This is a genomic window from Symmachiella macrocystis, from assembly GCF_007860075.1.
GTDB lineage: Bacteria > Planctomycetota > Planctomycetia > Planctomycetales > Planctomycetaceae > Symmachiella > Symmachiella macrocystis.
In genome coordinates this window covers 1-18,744 of the sequence record NZ_SJPP01000004.1, presented here as the reverse complement: position 1 = coordinate 18,744, position 18,744 = coordinate 1, and the positions used below count along the sequence as shown (strand labels likewise).

At 53.4% G+C, this 18,744-nt stretch carries 13 protein-coding genes and 1 pseudogene; 7 read left to right on the top strand and 7 right to left on the bottom strand.

Annotated features, from left to right (window positions below; translation table 11 throughout):
- Positions 1-232: 232 nt before the first annotated feature.
- The 4 genes from CA54_RS27515 to CA54_RS27500 all read left to right on the top strand — a co-directional run bounded on the left by CA54_RS27515 (position 233) and on the right by CA54_RS27500 (position 6,545).
- On the top strand, positions 233-2,479 hold the full coding sequence (locus CA54_RS27515; protein WP_197532897.1) for an ATP-binding protein: 2,247 nt from the start codon (positions 233-235) through the stop codon (positions 2,477-2,479).
- A gap of 437 nt (positions 2,480-2,916) precedes the next feature.
- Positions 2,917-4,221: an HlyD family secretion protein gene (locus CA54_RS27510; protein ID WP_197532896.1), complete on the top strand. Its 1,305-nt coding sequence runs from the start codon at positions 2,917-2,919 to the stop codon at positions 4,219-4,221.
- The gene (locus CA54_RS27505; protein WP_146374235.1) at positions 4,215-5,234 is read left to right on the top strand and encodes a response regulator; all 1,020 of its coding nucleotides are present in this window, start codon (positions 4,215-4,217) and stop codon (positions 5,232-5,234) included. The genes CA54_RS27510 and CA54_RS27505 overlap by 7 nt, the downstream gene beginning before the upstream one ends.
- Before the next feature lie 27 nt (positions 5,235-5,261).
- Positions 5,262-6,545 carry a glycosyltransferase family 2 protein gene (locus CA54_RS27500; RefSeq protein WP_146374234.1) on the top strand — a complete coding sequence of 428 codons (1,284 nt, stop codon included), beginning with the start codon at positions 5,262-5,264 and terminating at the stop codon, positions 6,543-6,545.
- Between the two features lie 268 nt (positions 6,546-6,813).
- On the opposite strand, the gene CA54_RS27495 is transcribed toward CA54_RS27500, so the two are convergent.
- From CA54_RS27495 to CA54_RS27485, 3 genes are all read right to left on the bottom strand, one after another.
- Entirely contained in the window at positions 6,814-7,293 is a 480-nt protein-coding gene (locus CA54_RS27495; protein ID WP_146374233.1) for a hypothetical protein, read from the bottom strand.
- Positions 7,290-8,222 (bottom strand): NAD(P)H-binding protein, encoded by a 933-nt coding sequence (locus CA54_RS27490; RefSeq protein WP_146374232.1) that lies wholly within the window; start codon positions 8,220-8,222, stop codon positions 7,290-7,292. The genes CA54_RS27495 and CA54_RS27490 overlap by 4 nt, the downstream gene beginning before the upstream one ends.
- A gap of 644 nt (positions 8,223-8,866) precedes the next feature.
- Positions 8,867-9,271 carry a hypothetical protein gene (locus CA54_RS27485; RefSeq protein ID WP_146374231.1) on the bottom strand — a complete coding sequence of 135 codons (405 nt, stop codon included), beginning with the start codon at positions 9,269-9,271 and terminating at the stop codon, positions 8,867-8,869.
- 436 nt (positions 9,272-9,707) lie between these two features.
- On the opposite strand from CA54_RS27485, the gene CA54_RS27480 reads away from it, so the two are divergent.
- Both CA54_RS27480 and CA54_RS27475 read left to right on the top strand, forming a co-directional pair.
- Positions 9,708-10,127: a potassium channel family protein gene (locus CA54_RS27480; protein ID WP_146374230.1), complete on the top strand. Its 420-nt coding sequence runs from the start codon at positions 9,708-9,710 to the stop codon at positions 10,125-10,127.
- Between the two features lie 704 nt (positions 10,128-10,831).
- Entirely contained in the window at positions 10,832-12,442 is a 1,611-nt protein-coding gene (locus CA54_RS27475; RefSeq protein WP_197532894.1) for a mechanosensitive ion channel family protein, read from the top strand.
- Positions 12,443-12,491: 49 nt separating this feature from the next.
- Here the strand turns inward: CA54_RS27475 and CA54_RS30285 are convergent, their stop codons facing one another.
- The 3 genes and pseudogenes from CA54_RS30285 to CA54_RS27460 form a co-directional block, all read right to left on the bottom strand.
- Complete coding sequence (locus CA54_RS30285; RefSeq protein WP_390817713.1) at positions 12,492-12,740, bottom strand: hypothetical protein; 249 nt, start codon at positions 12,738-12,740, stop codon at positions 12,492-12,494.
- Between the two features lie 33 nt (positions 12,741-12,773).
- Positions 12,774-15,236, bottom strand: a pseudogene (locus CA54_RS27470) (protein kinase domain-containing protein); the annotation flags it as partial.
- Positions 15,237-15,250: 14 nt separating this feature from the next.
- Positions 15,251-15,802, bottom strand: coding sequence for an RNA polymerase sigma factor (locus tag CA54_RS27460; RefSeq protein WP_146374226.1), 552 nt, complete (start codon positions 15,800-15,802; stop codon positions 15,251-15,253).
- A gap of 385 nt (positions 15,803-16,187) precedes the next feature.
- Here CA54_RS27460 and CA54_RS27455 point away from each other — a divergent pair, with 385 nt between their 5' ends.
- Positions 16,188-18,299 carry a hypothetical protein gene (locus CA54_RS27455; protein ID WP_146374225.1) on the top strand — a complete coding sequence of 704 codons (2,112 nt, stop codon included), beginning with the start codon at positions 16,188-16,190 and terminating at the stop codon, positions 18,297-18,299.
- Positions 18,300-18,397: 98 nt separating this feature from the next.
- Here the strand turns inward: CA54_RS27455 and CA54_RS29925 are convergent.
- Positions 18,398-18,744, bottom strand: a 347-nt coding sequence (locus CA54_RS29925; protein ID WP_231963225.1) for a hypothetical protein, incomplete at its 5' end; no start/stop codon positions are given.

Here is an 18,744-nt window from a genome sequence, read left to right as displayed (position 1 = left end):
AATTCCCGATCAGCAGCAGGGCTTCGCGGTACTTCTCGAGTCGAACCCCATTGATGACTTACCCGTCCGGAGCCGAGGGCTCTCGCAGGCATCCCGCCGCAAACTTACGGTCGATCATGAATTGTACGAGCAACTCAGATTTCAACCACACCTAATATTGAGCGGACGCGAACTCCGTGAAAGCGCACTTTTCCGATGCTTGACGACGTGCGACCGCCGGAAGGTGAACGAATTGTATCTCACTCGCCTGGGGGACGCTGGTGGCGACTTCGATGTGATTGTGGCGACCAACGGATTTTCGATGGATGTTGCATCACCGCAACAACCAGGATTCACAACAGAGATAATAGATTGCCTGTCCGAGTTAAGAATCCGAAATAGAAACAACCGAGCGCAACAATTTGGGACACGAATCGGCGACGCGATCGCAAAAATCCAAACAGTCACCCAAGCTGCTGGCGACAGTCCCGTAAACCTGATCACGCACTATGTGAATCAGTTACGTGAAGTATTGGGAGTCGATCGTGTCTCACTTTTGGTTTTGCATGATTCATCGCCCATGTCGCGGCTGGCGGTAGGTGCAATCCCCGTTCCACGTGGAATTGAGTTGGCTTGGCAAGCGCACGAAGATCGGCTCGCCCACGTCTGTGCCGACCGTAGACAGGTATTGAGTTTCGATATCACCGAGTTGCAAAGATTCGAGATTCAATCATTGATTGGCGGAGCGGTCGTATCTCCCGTGATGCAAAGCGATCGAGTGTTTGCCGTGCTCTGCGTGACGTCGCGGAACCGTTTATCAATGCCCTTGCACGCTGAACAATTGGCTCAGGGGTGTAGCGAATGCATTCAAGACGCACTGGCGTCTCTTTTGGAATCCACAACAAACGACGCTCAGCTTGCATTGCCAACTGCAGTTTTGTCGCAAGAGCAGTCACCGCAAGCCAACTCGGAACAACAGAATCCAAAACTAGCCAAGGCCGAGCAGGCTAAACGTGACTTTTTGGCAATAATGAGCCACGAAATCCGCAATCCTATGCATGGAATTGTAGGCATGACCCAATTGGCCTTGGAAACCAATTTAACAGGCAAGCAACGTGAATACCTGGAAGCGGCACAATCCTCGTCGGAGACGCTACTGACGCTGCTGAATGACATTCTTGACTATTCCAAACTGGAATCGCATCAATTCCAGTTGGCATTGGCGGCATTTGAGCTGCGTGGGCAGGTGGAACGAATGCTGTTGCCATTCCGGCATCTCGCACTTAAAAACGGATTGGACTTGAGCTGCCATATCGACCACGACGTTCCCAATGTATTAACCGGCGATGCCCATCGCCTCAAGCAGGTGTTGGCCAATTTGCTGGGTAACGCATTCAAATTCACGAAACGTGGACGCATCGTATTATCGGTTTGCATCAAGAAAACAATGAATTCAGAAGTCCTCTTAGAGTTTTCTGTCAGCGATACGGGAATCGGCATTGCAGAGGAGAAAATGCCGCACATTTTTGAACGATACATGCAAGCCGACCGCTCCACTGCCATCTCTTATGGTGGATCCGGTCTGGGTTTGTCGATCTGCAAGGAATTGGTTGAACTCATGGACGGGGAACTTCTCGCAAAGAGCGAACTCGGACACGGAAGCTTGTTCAGCTTTACCGCGCGGTTCGAAATGTCGCCTGGCCAGTCCGCTTCTTTGGAAACCGATCACCATACAATCTCCGACGCCCTTACATTTCGCAGCATGCGTGTACTACTGGCCGACGACGATCCTGTGAACAGGTGTGTGGGCCTGGAGGTTTTACAAAAACATGGGCACCAGGTAACGGTCGTCGACAACGGTGCCAAGGCAGTAGCGGCTGTTCAACGTACCGAATTTGACATTGTGCTTTTGGACATCCAAATGCCGGTTCTTGATGGGGTTTCTGCAGCACGCGAGATTCGGGAATGGGAATGCACAAGAAATCGTCGGGTGAACATCATTGCCATGACCGGCCAAGAGGGGGAACGCGAAACAGCGCGATGCCTCAATGCCGGCATGGATGCCTGCTTAGAAAAACCGATCGATATTCATGTTTTGCGAAAAGCAGTCGCCAACATCACTGAATCTTCCCACGTTTACAAAGAAAACCGCAAGGATGCGTTTTGTGACCTGGCGGTCGTTCAATATGAGGAGTTGTTAGCCCGGGTCGAGGGTGACGTACAACTTGCCAAGGAGCTGTTGGAGATGTTTGTTGCCGGCGGGGAAAAATATCTTTCCGATCTACGGGGCGCTATTGAAAACCAAAACCTCGAAGCTGCCCTGCTGGCTGCACATCAATTGAAGGGGGCAGCCCGGAGCATCGGCGCAAATAAATTGGCAGCGACCACGCGGCAGATGGAACATCTTGAGGAAGCTCAGATCGGCGACGCACAATGTATCTATCGCGCAATTAAAGAAGCCATCCAACAAATTGATCAGTACGCTGCCTCATTAGACTAATGCCGAGTTCATACCACGAGAGTGGACGCCGTCGGCATTCATTACCAAGTAAAACTGAATTCAGCGTCCCAACGCCGCCGGGCAAAAAATACACTCGCCAAATCTTGGCCCCCCCATTTCAACGTGACTATTTGCTGGGGATCCCGTCGTAACTCTTGGGTCCGTCGTGCGATTTGTGTGGCTGACAACAGTTGTTCCGCTGGTATCGGGTTATTGAGTCACTACGTATGTTCTTTTGAGCCTTACGATACGACGTATGTGCGGGATGTTCCCTCCGAAATGGAACGATAATTTGATCCGTTGGGATAAGCCGACTGGAATCCTATTGCGATTAGTCGCCGTTTCCGATGAACAATCATGGAGCGCCCTCCGCTAGCTTGCATCATTTGCCCTCCCGCCGGCCAACACGTCGTCAGCCTCACCCTGGATCGCGAAGCATGATTCAAAAACCGGATATTGATCAAGTACTTGAGGAAATGGAGCTTTACACCGAAATGCGTCGTCGGCAAAAGCTCGGCGAAAACGAAGATTCGGCGGCGGCTCCCCCGAATCCACCGGACTCGGCACCCCAGTTTCGGGGTTATCAATACACAGGGACCGCAATTCCCAAGCAGACTGCGGAAAATTCCCCTCAGCCCCAGGCGGATGCGCACCCGACGCCCGTACGCCCCAGGGGACGCCTTCTGACCGGGCTATTGCTGCTGGGAATGATTGGCTTTGGCAGTTGGCAAGTCTGGTCGACATTTTTTCGGTTTTCCGCCTATGGCATTGTCGACAGTCATCGCGTGCAAGTCTCGGCTCCGATACAGGGCACCGTACAGTCGGTTCATGCCCGCTTGGGAGAAACGTTGAGACAAGGACAGTTGATTCTCACAATCAACAACGTCGAACTTGAACACCAGCTGGAACAGACGCGCGACGAGTTGGGAATTGAACAAGCCAGATTGTCGGCGGAAACAGCAAAAATGAATTGGCAGATGCGGAATCAACAACTGGAGAATGACGAAGCGATTGCGGACTACTACGAAGCCTGGGCGCGTCTGGAAAGTGAAGTCGCCGATCAAAAAGCAATGGAGAAACGATTAGCGCGTGCAGAAGGACTGCACAAAAGCGGCGTGCTGACTTCCGATCAATACGAAGAGTTATTCTACGAACGGCAAGGCGCCGATGAAAAAATAAAGAAACGCCGCGATGCGCTTCAGGCGTGGCGCACCCGCGCCGAAGGCGCGGTCAAAGCCGGCATGTCTACCGACCATATCGACCCGATTCTTGCAAGGATCGATTCGCTGCAGGCCCAGTCGACTCGGATTGAGGAATTGATACGCCAATGTGAGGTTCGATCACCCGTCAATGGACGGCTCACCAAGTGGGACTTACGGACGGGGGAATTCGCCAAACAAGGCGATGCGCTGTTTTCGATCGTCGAAGAGGAGTCCGAGTACGTCAAGCTTTTCCTCCCACAAGCAGCTCGCGACCGTTTCGCCATTGGGGACACGGTCAACATCGAGATTCGGCCACATACGGAAACGATCGCTTGCGTTGTGGAACGAGTCGCTGATGAATTCTCACGTGCTCCGGCGCAAATCGAAACATTCTACGCTCCACACGAACAGTTAATCGCGATCGAGTTGCGCCCGGTCCACACAGTGTTCGAAGCGATCGGCGTACGCTCAGGGGCGCAGGTCCGTTTGCCAAAGTCGTCGATTGCCCTGAAAGACATATCGGAGTTGAAATCATGGTAGCCGCGGACCAGTGCCAGCACACTGATATTTTGATCGCAGACGACGACCCCATCTGCCGGCATTTGTTAAATGCCTCCCTAGAAAAATGGGGGTTCGACGTGCAGAGCGTGGACGACGGTGAGGAGTCCTGTCGAGCACTCCTCTCGGAACGCCGCCCTCGACTGGCGATTATCGACTGGAATATGCCTAAGCTCGACGGTATTGACGTTTGTCGTGCCGTTCGCCAACACCGGTCCGCTTCCGATGTCTACATCTTGATATTGACGAGCCGCTCCAGTTCCGATGACCTTGCTCGTGCCTTAGAGGCGGGCGCCAATGACTTCATTAGCAAGCCATTCGACGCCAAAGAATTACGTGCGCGACTAATGGTGGGACAACGGCTTGTCGCCAATGAGAACACAGCCCTACCCCATGACGCGTCACCCGCCAACCGGGCGATGGACCTCTGGATGGATGCACCGTCGCCAGCGACGACCGCCTTGGCAGATAGCGGATTCCTCACTCCCGTTTTTGATCCCCAATCGCTCAAATTCAACTACGGTGTCCCGTCTCCAATGCTCCGCGCGTGGCAGGATGATGGAACCCTCCAAAAAGTGTTGTTGGACAGCGTGCAAGTCTGCCCAAAATGTCGTGCGCTGCCCTCCTTTCGATTTGGCTGTGCGTCGTGTGGATCAGGGTGCGTGACCAATGAACGGCTCATTCATCATTTTGCCTGCGCACACGTCGCACGAATTGATGCATTCGACAATGACGGCCGGATCACCTGTCCCAAATGCCGGACGGTGAACCTAATTGTTGGCTCTGATTTTGAGTACCTGACCGGCCCCTACCGGTGTTTGGATTGCCAATGGTCCGCAGCGGAACTCGAACACATCGCACATTGCCTCGCATGCAATTATCGTTTCCCGGCCTCCGAAAGCGTGGTCGAGAGTCTGGTCGCCTATCACTCTCGTCGCGGTGCATCTCCACAGCACGCGTCTATTTCCCAGAGTGACTGTGTCGAATCGCCTTGAACCTCACCTTGCGAGAGTCTTCCATCGATGCTTGAGCAATGGTATCACTGGATTCGCGGCCACCATGCCATCGAGTTGATGACGCTCATGGCCGGTTTCATGCTGCTGGACGGCCCACGGTATGCCGTCGCTCGCGTGATTGTGTTGACAATCGATGTGACCGGGCACGCTTGGCGCACTCTGAACGGAACGTTGAGGACGCGTTTCACGCATTGCCCGTCGCTGACGGTCATCGTTGCCGGTTACAACGAAGGCGAAACAATCCATGGCACATTGGAATCGCTGTATGGTAGCTATCCGCGATTGGAACTTGTCGTCGTCGACGATGGTTCGACAGATAACATGTCAGGCGTCGCCAACAAGTTCGCCGAAACACACGAAGATGTCACCGTTTTGGCCCGCCCACATCGTGGCGGAAAATCCTCAGCGATGAACTTCGGGCTGAACTACTCACGAGGCGAAATCATTGTCTGCGTCGATGCGGATTCATCGTTAGGCCCCAATGCGTTGTGGGAAATCGTACAACCGTTTCAAGATCCGCGCGTGGGAGTCGTGTCTGCGAGCATTCTTCCGCGAAACCCTTGGGACAATCTGGTGACGTGGATGCAATCCTACGAATACATGCACAGCATCGTTGTCGGGCGCGAGGTAGCGCGGCGACTCGGGGTGTTGGCAATCGCGTCGGGAGCATTTGCTGCAATTCGCCGCGAAGCAATGGATCGCAGTGGTGCCTGGGACGTCGGTCCCCCAGAAGACTTTGACTTGACGCTCCGCGTGCTGCGAAGCGGGTACCGCATCGAGTTCACGCGTTTTGCTCAATGCTTTACGGATATGCCAACAACGCTTTGGAGCTTGATCAAGCAGCGATTGCGTTGGGAACAGGGCGCCGTCGTCAGAAACTATATGCGGAAGCACGCCGGCATGTTTCAATTTTGGAAAAAAAACCATTCGCTCTCCAACGCAATGGTTGCGACGGAGGCATTCATCACACAATTTGCCTGTCCAATTGCACTGTTTTTTTACAGTATCTATTTAGCATTTACCTTTTCGAACGACCTCCTCAACGTCAGCTTGACGATCTATGTTTTGGCCGCCCTATTCGAGTTGCTGCAGGTGTGCACGCTGGCCTATTACTCGGACAATCTCCGCCGCGACAGCCTCATCTGTGCCGTGTTTCCGTTGATGCCGTTCTACCAAATCATGATGCTTGGCGTGCGATTTGTATCAAATCTGCAAGAACTGTTTTTCCGGGCATCATTCCAGGACAACTACGTGCCTCAGCATGTTCGCGAAGCGACGTGGAAGTGGTGATACACGCCCATTCCCAAGTGACCTAGGGCTCCTTTAACGGAGGCCAACTCCCCTACCAAACGCTCTTCGTAACCATTCTCTTTCGGGCTGTTTTTTGTGGCATTCCATTCGCAAAGTATTCGATGGACCACAGCGGAGTCGCTCCGAACAGTCCCCGCTTCAAGCCGATCTGCCTTTGTGAACGAATTCGTGCTGGAAGATCCACCGCTTTCAGTTTCACCCCTGGTTCGACCAGAATGTGCTTGGTGGGAAACAGACGGAATTCGGTTCAAGAAAACGCTTGCGTGGCAGCGTATCTTCGCCGGGTACAGATTTCGTTGAGATGCTGTTGAGACTGATCAAGGAAAAAAGAGAACGTGATTCCAGCGAACCGCTCGTCACTGGTTACAACGGCATTCATCGTGTCCCACAGAGCGACCCGTTCCTGAGCAGCCGCAGCCAACGCTTCTAATTCGATGACTCGACTGAGGTCAGAATAACTCAGCAGCGAATCATTCAATTTGAACCGTCCCAGTTTTTCAGCCAACCACATTGCTCCCTTCTTTACGGAGCTCTCTGTTCCCCCCACTCGTCGGATGAGATTGCTGACAATCGATTTTTGAGCCTCGACCTCAACTTCCAATCGATGCAAAAAGTCTCCCAATGGAGTCCCGCGGTTGCTGGACGCACAGCGTGCCGCCACATCGATTTCGCCCACCATTAAAGCTAAGTGATCGTTCAAGTAAATGTTGAGTCTCGTGTCGTTCATTTAATCGCCATTGACGAGTATTCGTCACAACTTTGCAAGGCTCTTCGAATTGCCTCTCCAATTCCCAGAGGACGCACATTAAACACTTCCAACGCAGTCTTGTTTCGCACGATTGTGGGATTCTTCAATCCTTCGATCAGATGACGACCCACCTCTGCATTGGCCGGAGTCACCAATCCCAGCCACAAGCTCGACAAGTAGGGGGTGAGCACCGGGACGGAGATCAACAATCGGCGCAAACCCCGTTGACGGGCATATTCACGGATTAAGTCGCCATACGTCACGACATCGGCGCTGCCAATTTCGAAAATTTGACTTTTGCCGTGTGGCAAATCCAAAGCAGCCAAAAGGTAGCTCAGAACGTCATCAACGGCGATCGGCTGCGTCGGTGTTGCCAACCACCGTGGACAGAGCATAATAGGCAAACGGTTGGTGAGGGAACCGATCATGTCAAATGAGAGACTCCCTGCTCCCACCACGACAGAGGCCCGGAACTCAACCGTTTCCACTCCAGATTCCCTCAGAATTCGACCCACCTCATGCCGACTGCGCAGGTGTGGTGAGAGTTTGGGATCAGTTTCGTCACCTAGTCCACCCAGATATATGATTCTTTTAACGCCCGCCTGATGGGCGGCGGAGCCAAAGTATTCTGCGGCTTTACGGTCATTTGCCTCGAAGTCGGCCGAAGAAGCCATCAAATGGACGAGATAGTAAGCCGTTTCCGCACCAGCAAGAGCCAATTCGAGCGATTTCTTGTCCAGCACATCGCCTTGGACAACTTCGGTGGATGCGGACACCTTTTGCCGAAGTGTTTCAGGACTTCGTGCTAGGCATCGCAGAACGACACCTCGCTGTTCCAGCAACGGAACCAGTCGACTTCCGACATAGCCTGTGGCCCCTGTCAAAAGTACAACCGGCTGTGAACTCATTGTTGACTCATCCGGTGACATGTGGCCTCGCTCGCACCGCGTGATCGCAAGAACGTTGTTCTGGTGAAATTCCCGGTACAGTTCCCGATTCAACTCGCATCAGTACCATGCAGTGCCCAGTGTACGTTAAAGAGGTCAAAATGCTATCCCTGCAGTAGCCTGATTCGAGCCTCCCCGTGTCAAACCCTCTTCGTAACCATGCTCTTTGGGACTGTTTTTTAAAACCCAGTAGTAGCAAGGGTTTACAAAATTTCGAGTCCGTCACGGTGGCTCGAAACGTAACCAACCCTCTTCGAACTGTTTGGAAGTTGGTTAACAGCCCGCGCGTAAAATCGAAGCGGTAATCTGCGCAGGCTTTGAGGACCAGCGATGGTCAATGCGTTGGGAAGGCTCATTTCGGCCCTTCAACCGGGTGTGGCGAGCGTCTCAGCGGTGTATCAATAGTTTTGAACACCCCCATGAATCCGCAGTATTTGAAGGGAATCTATCAAGATGGGACGGGTTTTCCAGCCGCTACTGTTTCTGCTCGCAGGATGTACCCGAAACGAGCCGATGGCACCCGGTAGCCGGAGGCGATTCTTATACATCCCACCATTGGGCACACCCCACTGATGGCCGGTGAACTTGTCCCACTCAGACTGCAGTCAGCCGCTGGCCCGGTGATTGTTGTTCTTCGCCCAAGGTTCAATCGGAACGAAGTCAGTATCATCGCCCAGAAAAGCGAGCCAGTTTCTGCCCGACACAATGCGATACGCGCCGTACTTCAATTCAAAGGGCGTGAGTTTCAGGGCATCCGTGTTGGGGCTGCGGCCCACAAAGATCTTCGTTGCATTTTCACTCGGCTGCGTGACCAGAGGCAGCTTCGAGCCGGATATCTTCAGCACGTAGTCCTGCAATTCCTGAGCCGCGAGTCGCACGGATCGCTGAGGATTGTCCGCGATGATTTCCGCACGCGGTTGTCCGTCTTCGACAAGGAAGGTTTCAGCAGCCTGGATCGGGGCCAGCGGAGTCAGCAGCAGAACGAGGAAGAGAATGAGAGTGTGTTTCATGGCAGTTCGATCTTTGATTTGAGATTCATCTGTAGTCTTCGGAATCGTGCTGATTGTGATGCACCAAATCGGCGACGATGGATGACAATCTTAGCGGAATCAAATGCTTGTGGCCAAGAACCATGGCGACGAATGATTGTCTCGATATACGTTGGACAGTCGGCAAGTGTCAAAAACCTAACGGGCAACGTTTTTTGACAAATCGGTCGTTTTTCAATGTGTTTCAGTCGCCACGATTTTTTGGGACGATCCGCTGAACTATCCTAATTCGTGGGCTGTGCAACCTACGTCGGTCTGCCGGGCCTACACTTGCAGAAGGCGATATTAATCCGGGCAGCATCTTTAAGTTGGACGTCAACCTGGAGATTGTTAAAAGAGTCGTCGTGGAACTTGTTGAAACACAGCAATGCCTTTTTGCGCGTACTGAGCACTTGTCATGAAATGGTACTGGGACATCCCGTTGGCCATTGTTACAGTCTTGTGCTGTACCTTGATTGTGATGGGCATTTCGGGCTTTCATCCGGCATGGTCAACTGTCGCTTTTCTTGTTGTTGTCGGTGGCGTTTTCCTTGTTTGGGTATTGGGGATGCTGGGATTCAGTCCGCCATCATCACCGTGCGGCCTGCGTCAAGGCATCCCCTATTCGCAAGGGATCTATTTTCCACTGATCACATCGTCAACCGTTGGATTTGGCGACATCACACCCAAAACCGGAATCGGGCAGTGCATCAGTGTCTTCCTCGCGTTTGTCGGCACAATATATTTTGGACTCATGGTTACCGTAGCAACGCGAGCGTTCACGGAAACAATTAAGGAATCTCTGCACGCTCAAGGCAAACCCGAATCCAATGGCTAGCCGTATGGCAACGTAAACGTCACTTAGCGAGCGGTTCTTAGGCATGAGCCGCAGCGATGTCAGGCGTCATTTGTGCGTGCCCGTGCTTCAAGACTTGGCAAGTTATTCCCAATGTTCCTTGGGTGCTGGGTTCCACGAAACCACGAAGCTGAACTTCGCTCCGATTGGCATCGTTCGTCAAGGCGCAAGTCGCGCGGCAACTCTAATGATTCTGCCGGAGGTTACGCTGGTCGGAAGTCAGCTTGAGAGGTGACCAAGGCAATGCCGCTTGGCTTACAAACCTCACAACATGTGGGATTCAACCAAGGGTGTTGTCCGGCATTCTTGATTCGCCTCTCCGTGGCCGCGCAATCAGACAAATCACCGGGGCTTGTACGTAATCGCTCAAAGAATCCCCGGTGGATATTGCTACTGCAAAGGCGAATCACGTATTGTGAAGATAGTTCCGCTGAGCGGAGCGTCAGAGTCCCATATTCCCTTTCCGTGGTGACGCGATCTCGCTCCGACGATGAGAGAAACTACAATGTCGAAAAACCTCTAGTTGCAGAATGAGCGCAAGCGATTCAACTATGGCATCAATCATGAAGTGGCGATTTAGCGGGATAGTGTTGCTGTCATTCGTGTGTTTTTCTCTGCATTCTGCGCCCTTATACGCACAGCAAAGCATGGAGCCCACGGTTGCGGATACGTCAAGCCCACGCTCGATGCTCAAGAGTTTCATTGACGCCTGCAATGAATTGCACCAGCTAATTCTAACTGAGCATTACATTGATTCGAAAAACCCGCAACATCTAGCAGTTGAAACGCGGATTCTGGATTGCATCGATGCGAGTAATCTTCCAGCATTCGAGCGCGAAGAGCGAGCCGCTGAGGCGGCAATCTGCTTGAAGGAGATTCTCGATCGCCATCAGTTGCCGTCCCGGGACGAAATACCCGACACAGCCGCAATCGAGTCCGCCGGTGGCTTCGAGCAATTCTCAATCTGGAGGGTCCCTGGCACGCGGATCACGATTGCGCGCATCGAGGAAGGCCCGCAAAAACATGAATACTTGTTCTCGACTGGAACTGTTGATCGCGCAGTCGATTACTTTAGCGACGTCCAGGCAAGCCCCTATCGCACCGATGGACCACTCACCTCACCAGACTTGCACAAATGGTACATGTCTACGCCGCACAACCCATTCGTTGCTGCAATCGTGCGTCGTTTGCCGGATGGAATGCGATTCGGCCGCACTCTCGGCTTAACGAATTGGAAATGGCCAGCTCTCCTTGTCGCTTTGCTAATTACGGTCGCTTTCATGGTGTTGATTTACCGATGGCATTTAGTGATCACACAACGCACGCGCGGACGCCGAAATCTGGCTTATTGCCTGACAATTGTCTATCCAGTCGCCGCCACGATGGTGCCTTTACTCTTTGAGTGGTTCGCACGTGATTATTTAACGATCCGAGGAACTCCTCTCTACATTGTTAGCTTCTGTGCAAATGCGACAGCCACGCTGGCGGGTATTGTTGTTGTCTTTGCAGCCTCCAACCGTGTTGCCGAGACGGTGATTGCGTCTCCTCGAGTCAATCGGCAGGGCCTCAACGCACAATTGATACGCATTGCGTCGAAGTTAACGAGTCTTGTCCTAGCGGTCATCGTGCTGATGGTCGGTGGACAGTACTTAGGCATCCCGGTGGGAACTCTTTTAGCGAGTGCTGGAATTGGTGGCCTAGCGCTGGCGCTGGGAGCACAAGACACGCTAAAAACTTTGTTTGGCACCTTGATGCTGATGGCCGACAAGCCGTTTCGGGTGGGTGAGCGAATCGTTATTAAAGGTTACGACGGCGTGGTCGAAGATATTGGGCTACGCTCAACGAGAATTCGATTGCTCACAAGTCATCAAGTCACAATCCCTAACGACGAGTTGGCTCGAAGTGACATTGAAAATGTCGGACGACGCCAATGCATCAAGCGCGTGACCGACATTCACATTCCCTTGGACACCCCTTCCGAAAAGGTCGAAGCTGCTGTGGCAATTCTGCAGGAGCAGCTCGACAACCATGAAGGAATGAATCCCGACTATCCGCCACGCGTCTACTTTGTGGATTTTCTGCCGACTGCGTTCACGATTCGCGTGATCTATTGGTATCACCCACCGAACTACTGGGATTACCTCGCGTTTGGCGAAAAGTTCAATCTAGCGGTATTTCATGCTTTCGAAAACCAAGGTATCCGTTTTTCGTTACCAAATCGGGTCACGCACACTTCTCTCAACAGCGAACAGGCTCCCCTCGACGTGCGAATGGTCGACAACAGTCGTGGCAGTTAGCGGCTTCGAGGGATATCAACAGTCGGACTCCAAGCTTCGATGCTGGATATCACCCATCGTTAGACGATGCGACTGGACTGACCGACCCGTCACTTCGCCCGCTGGCAATAAGGTGGCCCGCTTCATCATATCGAGCCGGAAACGACCATTGTGAAGAATAACCAGTTTCTTTCCGCTCCCATATAAGCTCGCGACTGTTGGCATCGTACACCATCAGTTTGTTTCCGGTTCCAGCCAACAAGAACTTTCCATCGGGGCTGAAACAAATCCCGTTGAGTTGATTGGGGCCAGTCCACATCAACTCGTGCCGGCTCGCAGTATCCCATACGCGGCTGACAAGATCCCAACCGCACGAAGCGACGTGATCGGAATTGGGCGAAAACGCCACGTCGGTGACCGGTCCGTCGTGTCCGTAAAATGTGTGGATCACTTGTCGAGAGTGCACATCCCAGACCTTAACTGTGGTGTCATTTCCCGTAGTCGCCATGCGGTTTCCGTCGGCACGAAATTGAATTCGTTTTAGCGCTCCAGCGTGTTCTTTCAAGGTGGCAATTTCTTTCCCGGAATCCGCTTGCCAAAATGTAACATCTCCACCTCGGGATCCAGTGACGATCGTGTTTCCGTTGGGACTGATGTTGATCGTATCCACTGAGGGAAATCGATGAAGCTTTCGGCCGGTCTCCACGTCCCACAAAATGCCGGTGGCATGCATGCCTTTTGAAACGAGCTGTCGCCCGTCACTGGAAAAACGCAATTCTTTGACGGAACCACCATGCCCCGACAATCGCACGATTTCGTTTCCTGCAGACGTGTCGTAGATCACGATCTGTTTGTCTCCAACCGCGATGCGGTCCCCTTCAGGGCTCAATGCCATTCCGTACCAAGATTTCTCATGACCGGAGAATTCGCGTACGACAGTCCAATCTCTTGCGTTCCACAACTTGACTGTTTTGTCGGCGCTGCCGGTGGCCACGTACATCCCATCTGAACTGACATCAATACTGCTAATTGCTTCGCTATGTGCACGTATGGATCTAAGTTTTTTTGCCCCGTCCGCGTTCCAAACCGTCAACTCGCCGCGATAGCCTGCCGTCAGTAAGTATTGACCATCAGGCGAAAAAAGCAGCCTGAGGTGAAAGTCTTGCTGGTTCGGATAGGACTTGAGTTCGGGCGGTGTCGTTTCAATCGCGTTCAGTTCAGCATGAGAAAGCCGCCAAAGATAATTCCATTTCCAGCCGCGGTAGTCTTCGCCAGAGGTATGCTCCGGCATATTTAGCGCCAGCAGTTCGCGCGTTCTGGCGGCGTGACTATTGAGCCATTCCTGGTGGGCAATGTTCATGTGGGCCAGGTACAGCTGCCGAGCCTTGGCATCTCGTTCAGTCTGGGCCAGCGCCGCATTGGTGTCCGCCAGTTTCCGCGCTGCCGCTTCGCTTTCCCGTGCCGATTCAGCCTGTGACCGCAAGGCGCGTTCTTCTTCCGCATTTTTCTTTTGTTGCAACGCAAATTGATGCTCTTGTGCTCCGAAGTCCTGTTGCTGTTTGGCTATTTGTCGCTGCTGATAGGCGACCAGCGGCCCGCCGATGCTCAGCGTGAGCAATAAGGTTATGGCTGTCGCCCAGGCCGCAGCCACACCGGGCTTGCGCTTGCACCACCGCCACAACCGCTCTGCTCGATTTACTGGCCGCGCCAATATCGTTTCTCCATCCATGAATCGTTTGAGCTCTTCGGCCAATTCCTCGGCCGATTGGTAGCGTCTCCGGGGGGCCTTATCGAGACACTTCAGGCAAATTGTTTCCAAGTCTTTGGGTACCGACGAATTCAAGATGCGTGGAGCGACTGGCTCCTGGTGCATAACTTGCGACAGCGTGTCTACCGGTGAATTCGCGACAAACGGTGCACGGCCGGCGAGGCAGGCGTAGAGAATCGCTCCCAAGGAGTACACATCCGACTGAACCCCGACCGCCTTGGGCGTTCCCGCTGCTTGCTCAGGGGACATGTAACTGGGAGTCCCCAGAATCTCACCGGAAGCTGTCAGGTCGGCGCGTGATTCCTCGTTAATCGAGTCGAGCACCTTCCCCAATCCAAAATCGGTCACATGAGGAATTCCATCCTGTGCGATCAAGATGTTCGCCGGCTTTAGATCTCGATGCAGCACGCCATGTTCGTGTGCCGCTTGTACGGCTAATGCGATCTTGTGGATTACTTCCGCAGCTTGGTCCGGCGCGAGTGATCCTTCACGGAGTTATTCCGCTAAACTCTTCCCTTCCACGAAGTCCATCGTGAAGTAGTGCCGCCCCTCGTGCTGCCCAATCTCATGGATGGGAACTATATGGGGATGCTTGATGCGACTAGCGACTTGGGCCTCGCGTTGAAACCGCTCAACTTCTGATGCATCTGCCAAACGCCCCGCCAGAATCATCTTTAGTGCAACAATACGATTTAATGATTGCTGTCGCGCCTTAAAGACAATTCCCATGCCGCCACGTGCAACCTCTTGGAGAAGCTCGTACTCACCGATGAAGCGAATTGTTTCACCGATGCGGTATTCATCAATGCTGCCATCTGCACCGACTGTTTTTTCGACAGAAGGATCGCCGCTCAGCCTGCCGAGATCAGTCACTAGCTTGTTGAGATCTTTCTGGCCATGCAGAAATTCATCCACGTCAGCGGCATACTCGGGGAAGTCGCGGCAGAGCGAGTCGCGGTCGAAAGGCTCGCCTTGCTGGAGCGACTCGATGCAGGCGACTAGCCGAGATACGAATTTGGGATTATCCAGAAACTTGGAGTCGTGCATGCTCGCCATTTTCGTTACTCCTCTCCGGTTCGCAGCAATTCCCTCAACCGGGTCGTTCCGCGAAAGATCAGCGCGGCCACTGCGCCCTTACTACGATTCATCCTCTTTCCGATTTCCTCCAGTGGCAGCTCCTGAAGGTGGTGCAACTCGATTGCTTGTCTCTGTGCGGATGGGAGGCAAGCGAGTGCACTTGCCAGCCGCACACCATTCTCCGCCCGAACCGCCTTCTCGCTGGGGGATGTTTGCTCCGACACCATCCATCTGTTAAGCCTCGACGCGGATTGATGGACCGCCGCTTGAATGGATTGTTCCAACTCGACGTCGCGGGCTCGCGTCCGATATTTGCGAATTTCGTCCAACAAGTTGTTGGCAAAGACAAGCCGCAGCCACGGGGCGCGATCATCCTCCGCAAGTTTTTCCCATCCGCCATGGTGGGCTTCCATCAATGTCACTTGGACAACACCTGATACATCGACTTTGCCGATCAATTCTACACTCAACTGCATACGCCCCAGCAACCCCAGCAATTCACGGTAATTCTCCAATTTGCCGGTGTGATCGGTCATTCACACGTCCTCTACGAAAGTAAGCGTGTTCGCAGCGATACGGATTACGGGGAAAACACACAATTCTACCAGTTTTCGAAAAGTTTTTTTGCGAGTACGGCAATGTCGTTGAGCTGTATCACGCGGATTTCGAAAATCCCAACCGTTTTTCAGAGCGTGGAGTCTGTGTCAAGAGCAGGGGCAAATTTACGGCTTTCCAAAAACATTGAGCATTTGACGGCTTGATGAACCAAGTTTTGTCGGAGTGTCGCCAAGCAGAAGAAGACATTCCTTGCCAGTCTGTTAGTTGCGTGAACATCCGAAAGACCGTCACGTGCCCAATGGACTATTTATGTCTTACATTGTTCAATAGGAGAGTGATCAGTTCACTAGCATAAGGAATGCTATGCCCACAATGAAATCTGCGCTGTTCATAGCTGTCTTTGCAATTTCGCTTCTCACTGAGGCTTTCGCGGAGGACCGTGCTGAACCGGTTGCGGAGTTACAGTCTGGTGAAAATACGGTCTGGACTACCGGAGCCGCCCTCATGCCTGCTTGGGGATTTTATCCGCTGGGCCAGGCTTACAACGGGACCAAACCCTTGCAGGAGGTCGCAGCCTGGAATCGCAGTGGCAAGCCGGCATCATTGACATGGGTCCACGCGTTCGATCTGCCTGGTAAATATCACGTATGGGCTCGCCAATACGGTGGAATCGGTCAGGTTGAAGTTTTCGTGGACGAACAATCTCTTGCTGAGGGGAAAGGCGGACCGGGCGGCGCGCGATATGTTTGGACCCATTTAGGAACGTACACTATCACCAAAGGTCGGCATCATGTTGATGTGGCCGTTCCCGGTGGAATGCTCGACGCGATACTCTTCACGTTGGATGCCGATCTACAACCCGAAGGAGGCTCCCTTCCTGATCCGGTCGAAAAGCCTGTCTTGAGGGCTTTGCGTACTTATCGAGACGATGTTCTCCTGAAGAATGATGCCGGCGTACGAGGTTTTATCGTGGGGTCGTCAATTCCCTATGAAGAGCTGCTCTACGACTGGATACCGAAACGCGATCGTGTGCTGGAGCGTGTTCAACTTTGGGGAGCGGCAAACCAGTACGTCAACTCCACGTTTGCTGTCCGTATGCTTGATGCAACGAACGAGTTTCGCGTGTCACTCAATCAATTGGCCGGTCCCGACGGCGTCCTGCTTGCGGCCGATGAGATTGACCTGCGCGTCGTTCATGTCCGCGAGCGTAAGCATGCCCTGTTTCGACACAGCCGCCGACGAATTCTCGTGCCCGAACTCTTGCTTCGCGACGACCGTACGGCTCTTCCGCCGGGGGGCAAACAAGGCGGCTATGGCGGCGGAGTTTGTGTCACGCGGATCCCGGCTCACCACAGCCGCCAGTTCTGGCTGACTGTGCGCGTGCCGCCTGAATCACCCCCTGGTCTCTATCGCGGCGAAATTATACTTCGCGCCAACGGTGGGGAAGAGCGATTGCAGCATCTGCCGATCGAGTTGGAAGTGCTTCCTCTGACACTTCTTCCCGCCGAAGGCTACTATGGCATTTACTATCCCAACAACCCGGCCAAACCCACCGAACTCTTGCATGTTTCCGAGCAACGGTTCCTTGCGGAACTAAAGGATCAGGTACGGCACGGTTTGAACGCGACAACGTTGTACGGCGGCTTCTCCACGATTTCCCTGGCCAAACGGGCTGGGATGACCAGAGCACCTTGCCTGATGCATTGGCCTGGTGATTCGGCGCAAGGTGAGGTGGAACACGCCAAGAAGATCGGCTTGGAGGATCTCTATTACTATGGGGTCGATGAACCGAGGAATCCGGCTCAGATCGAGCGATGCCGTAAGGAAGCCGAGCGGCGAGCCGGATTGGGGTTGCACATGCTCACCGCGATCAATAGCACGAAGGCGCAACTTGCAACGAGAGACTTCGTCGATCGCCCCGTCTACAACATTTACGTGTTCGGTGGCAAAGACAACTCTGCGGCCATGTACGCCCGAGAGAAGGGTTTTCGTCCCATCTCGTATTGGACCACGGCGACGATCTATCCGCTTTGGTATCGAGCTTTCACCGGCTTGTACAACAAATCCTGCGGTTATCTCGGCTCCAGCCCGTGGGCCTACCGAGATGCACCTGATGAGCGGATTTATGATCCCGATGCCATCAACCACCAGGTCAGCTATCCGGACGAGTTCGGCGAACCGATTCCAACACTCGCCTGGGAAGCTCATCGCGCAGGCATCAATGACGTGCGGTACCTCGAGACCCTCGACCGCGCAATCGCCGCAGCGAAGCACCGACTTGAGCAATCCAACCCTTCAGATGACTTGAGAGTCGCAATCGCGCAGGCGCAACATGTCCGCCAAGAGCGCTACGAGTCAATTCGTGGACGGTGGTTCGAATACGTGTGTAGTCTGCGACCTGGCGAACTGGAGAATTCCCGTCGAGAATTCGCGGAGGCCATCGTACAGATCAATCGCGCGCTTGCGGGAAGGTGATTTGGCGGAATCTCGGAAACGCCAGTAGTCTCCCCGTTCGAAACCCTCTTCGAACCAATATCTCTTTGTGCAAAGAGATATTTGACGGACGCCGCTACCTAAAGCATGGAACGTGCGCAGGTGACGGAGAGAGCGGGGCAGGGCAAGCGATGCGAAATCGGCTTAGCGCGACAAAATCGACTGTGTCGCGCACGATTTCTGGTGAACAGAAATGTCTCGCTTTGTGTTAACCGGAGGGGAGTGCCAAAACCTTTGATCCATTGGTCAACAGCATGCGCGACAAAGAGACGTTTTTCAACGTTCGACACCCCCAGCTTTCGGCGCCGAATTGTTGTGACGCACGTTCCGGCGGGGTACAAAAACAATGCGATCTCCCAATTCGACAACACCTTATCGAAATCACAGACAGGCACGGGATGTCCCGGCTGTTTCACCCGCTGTTGCA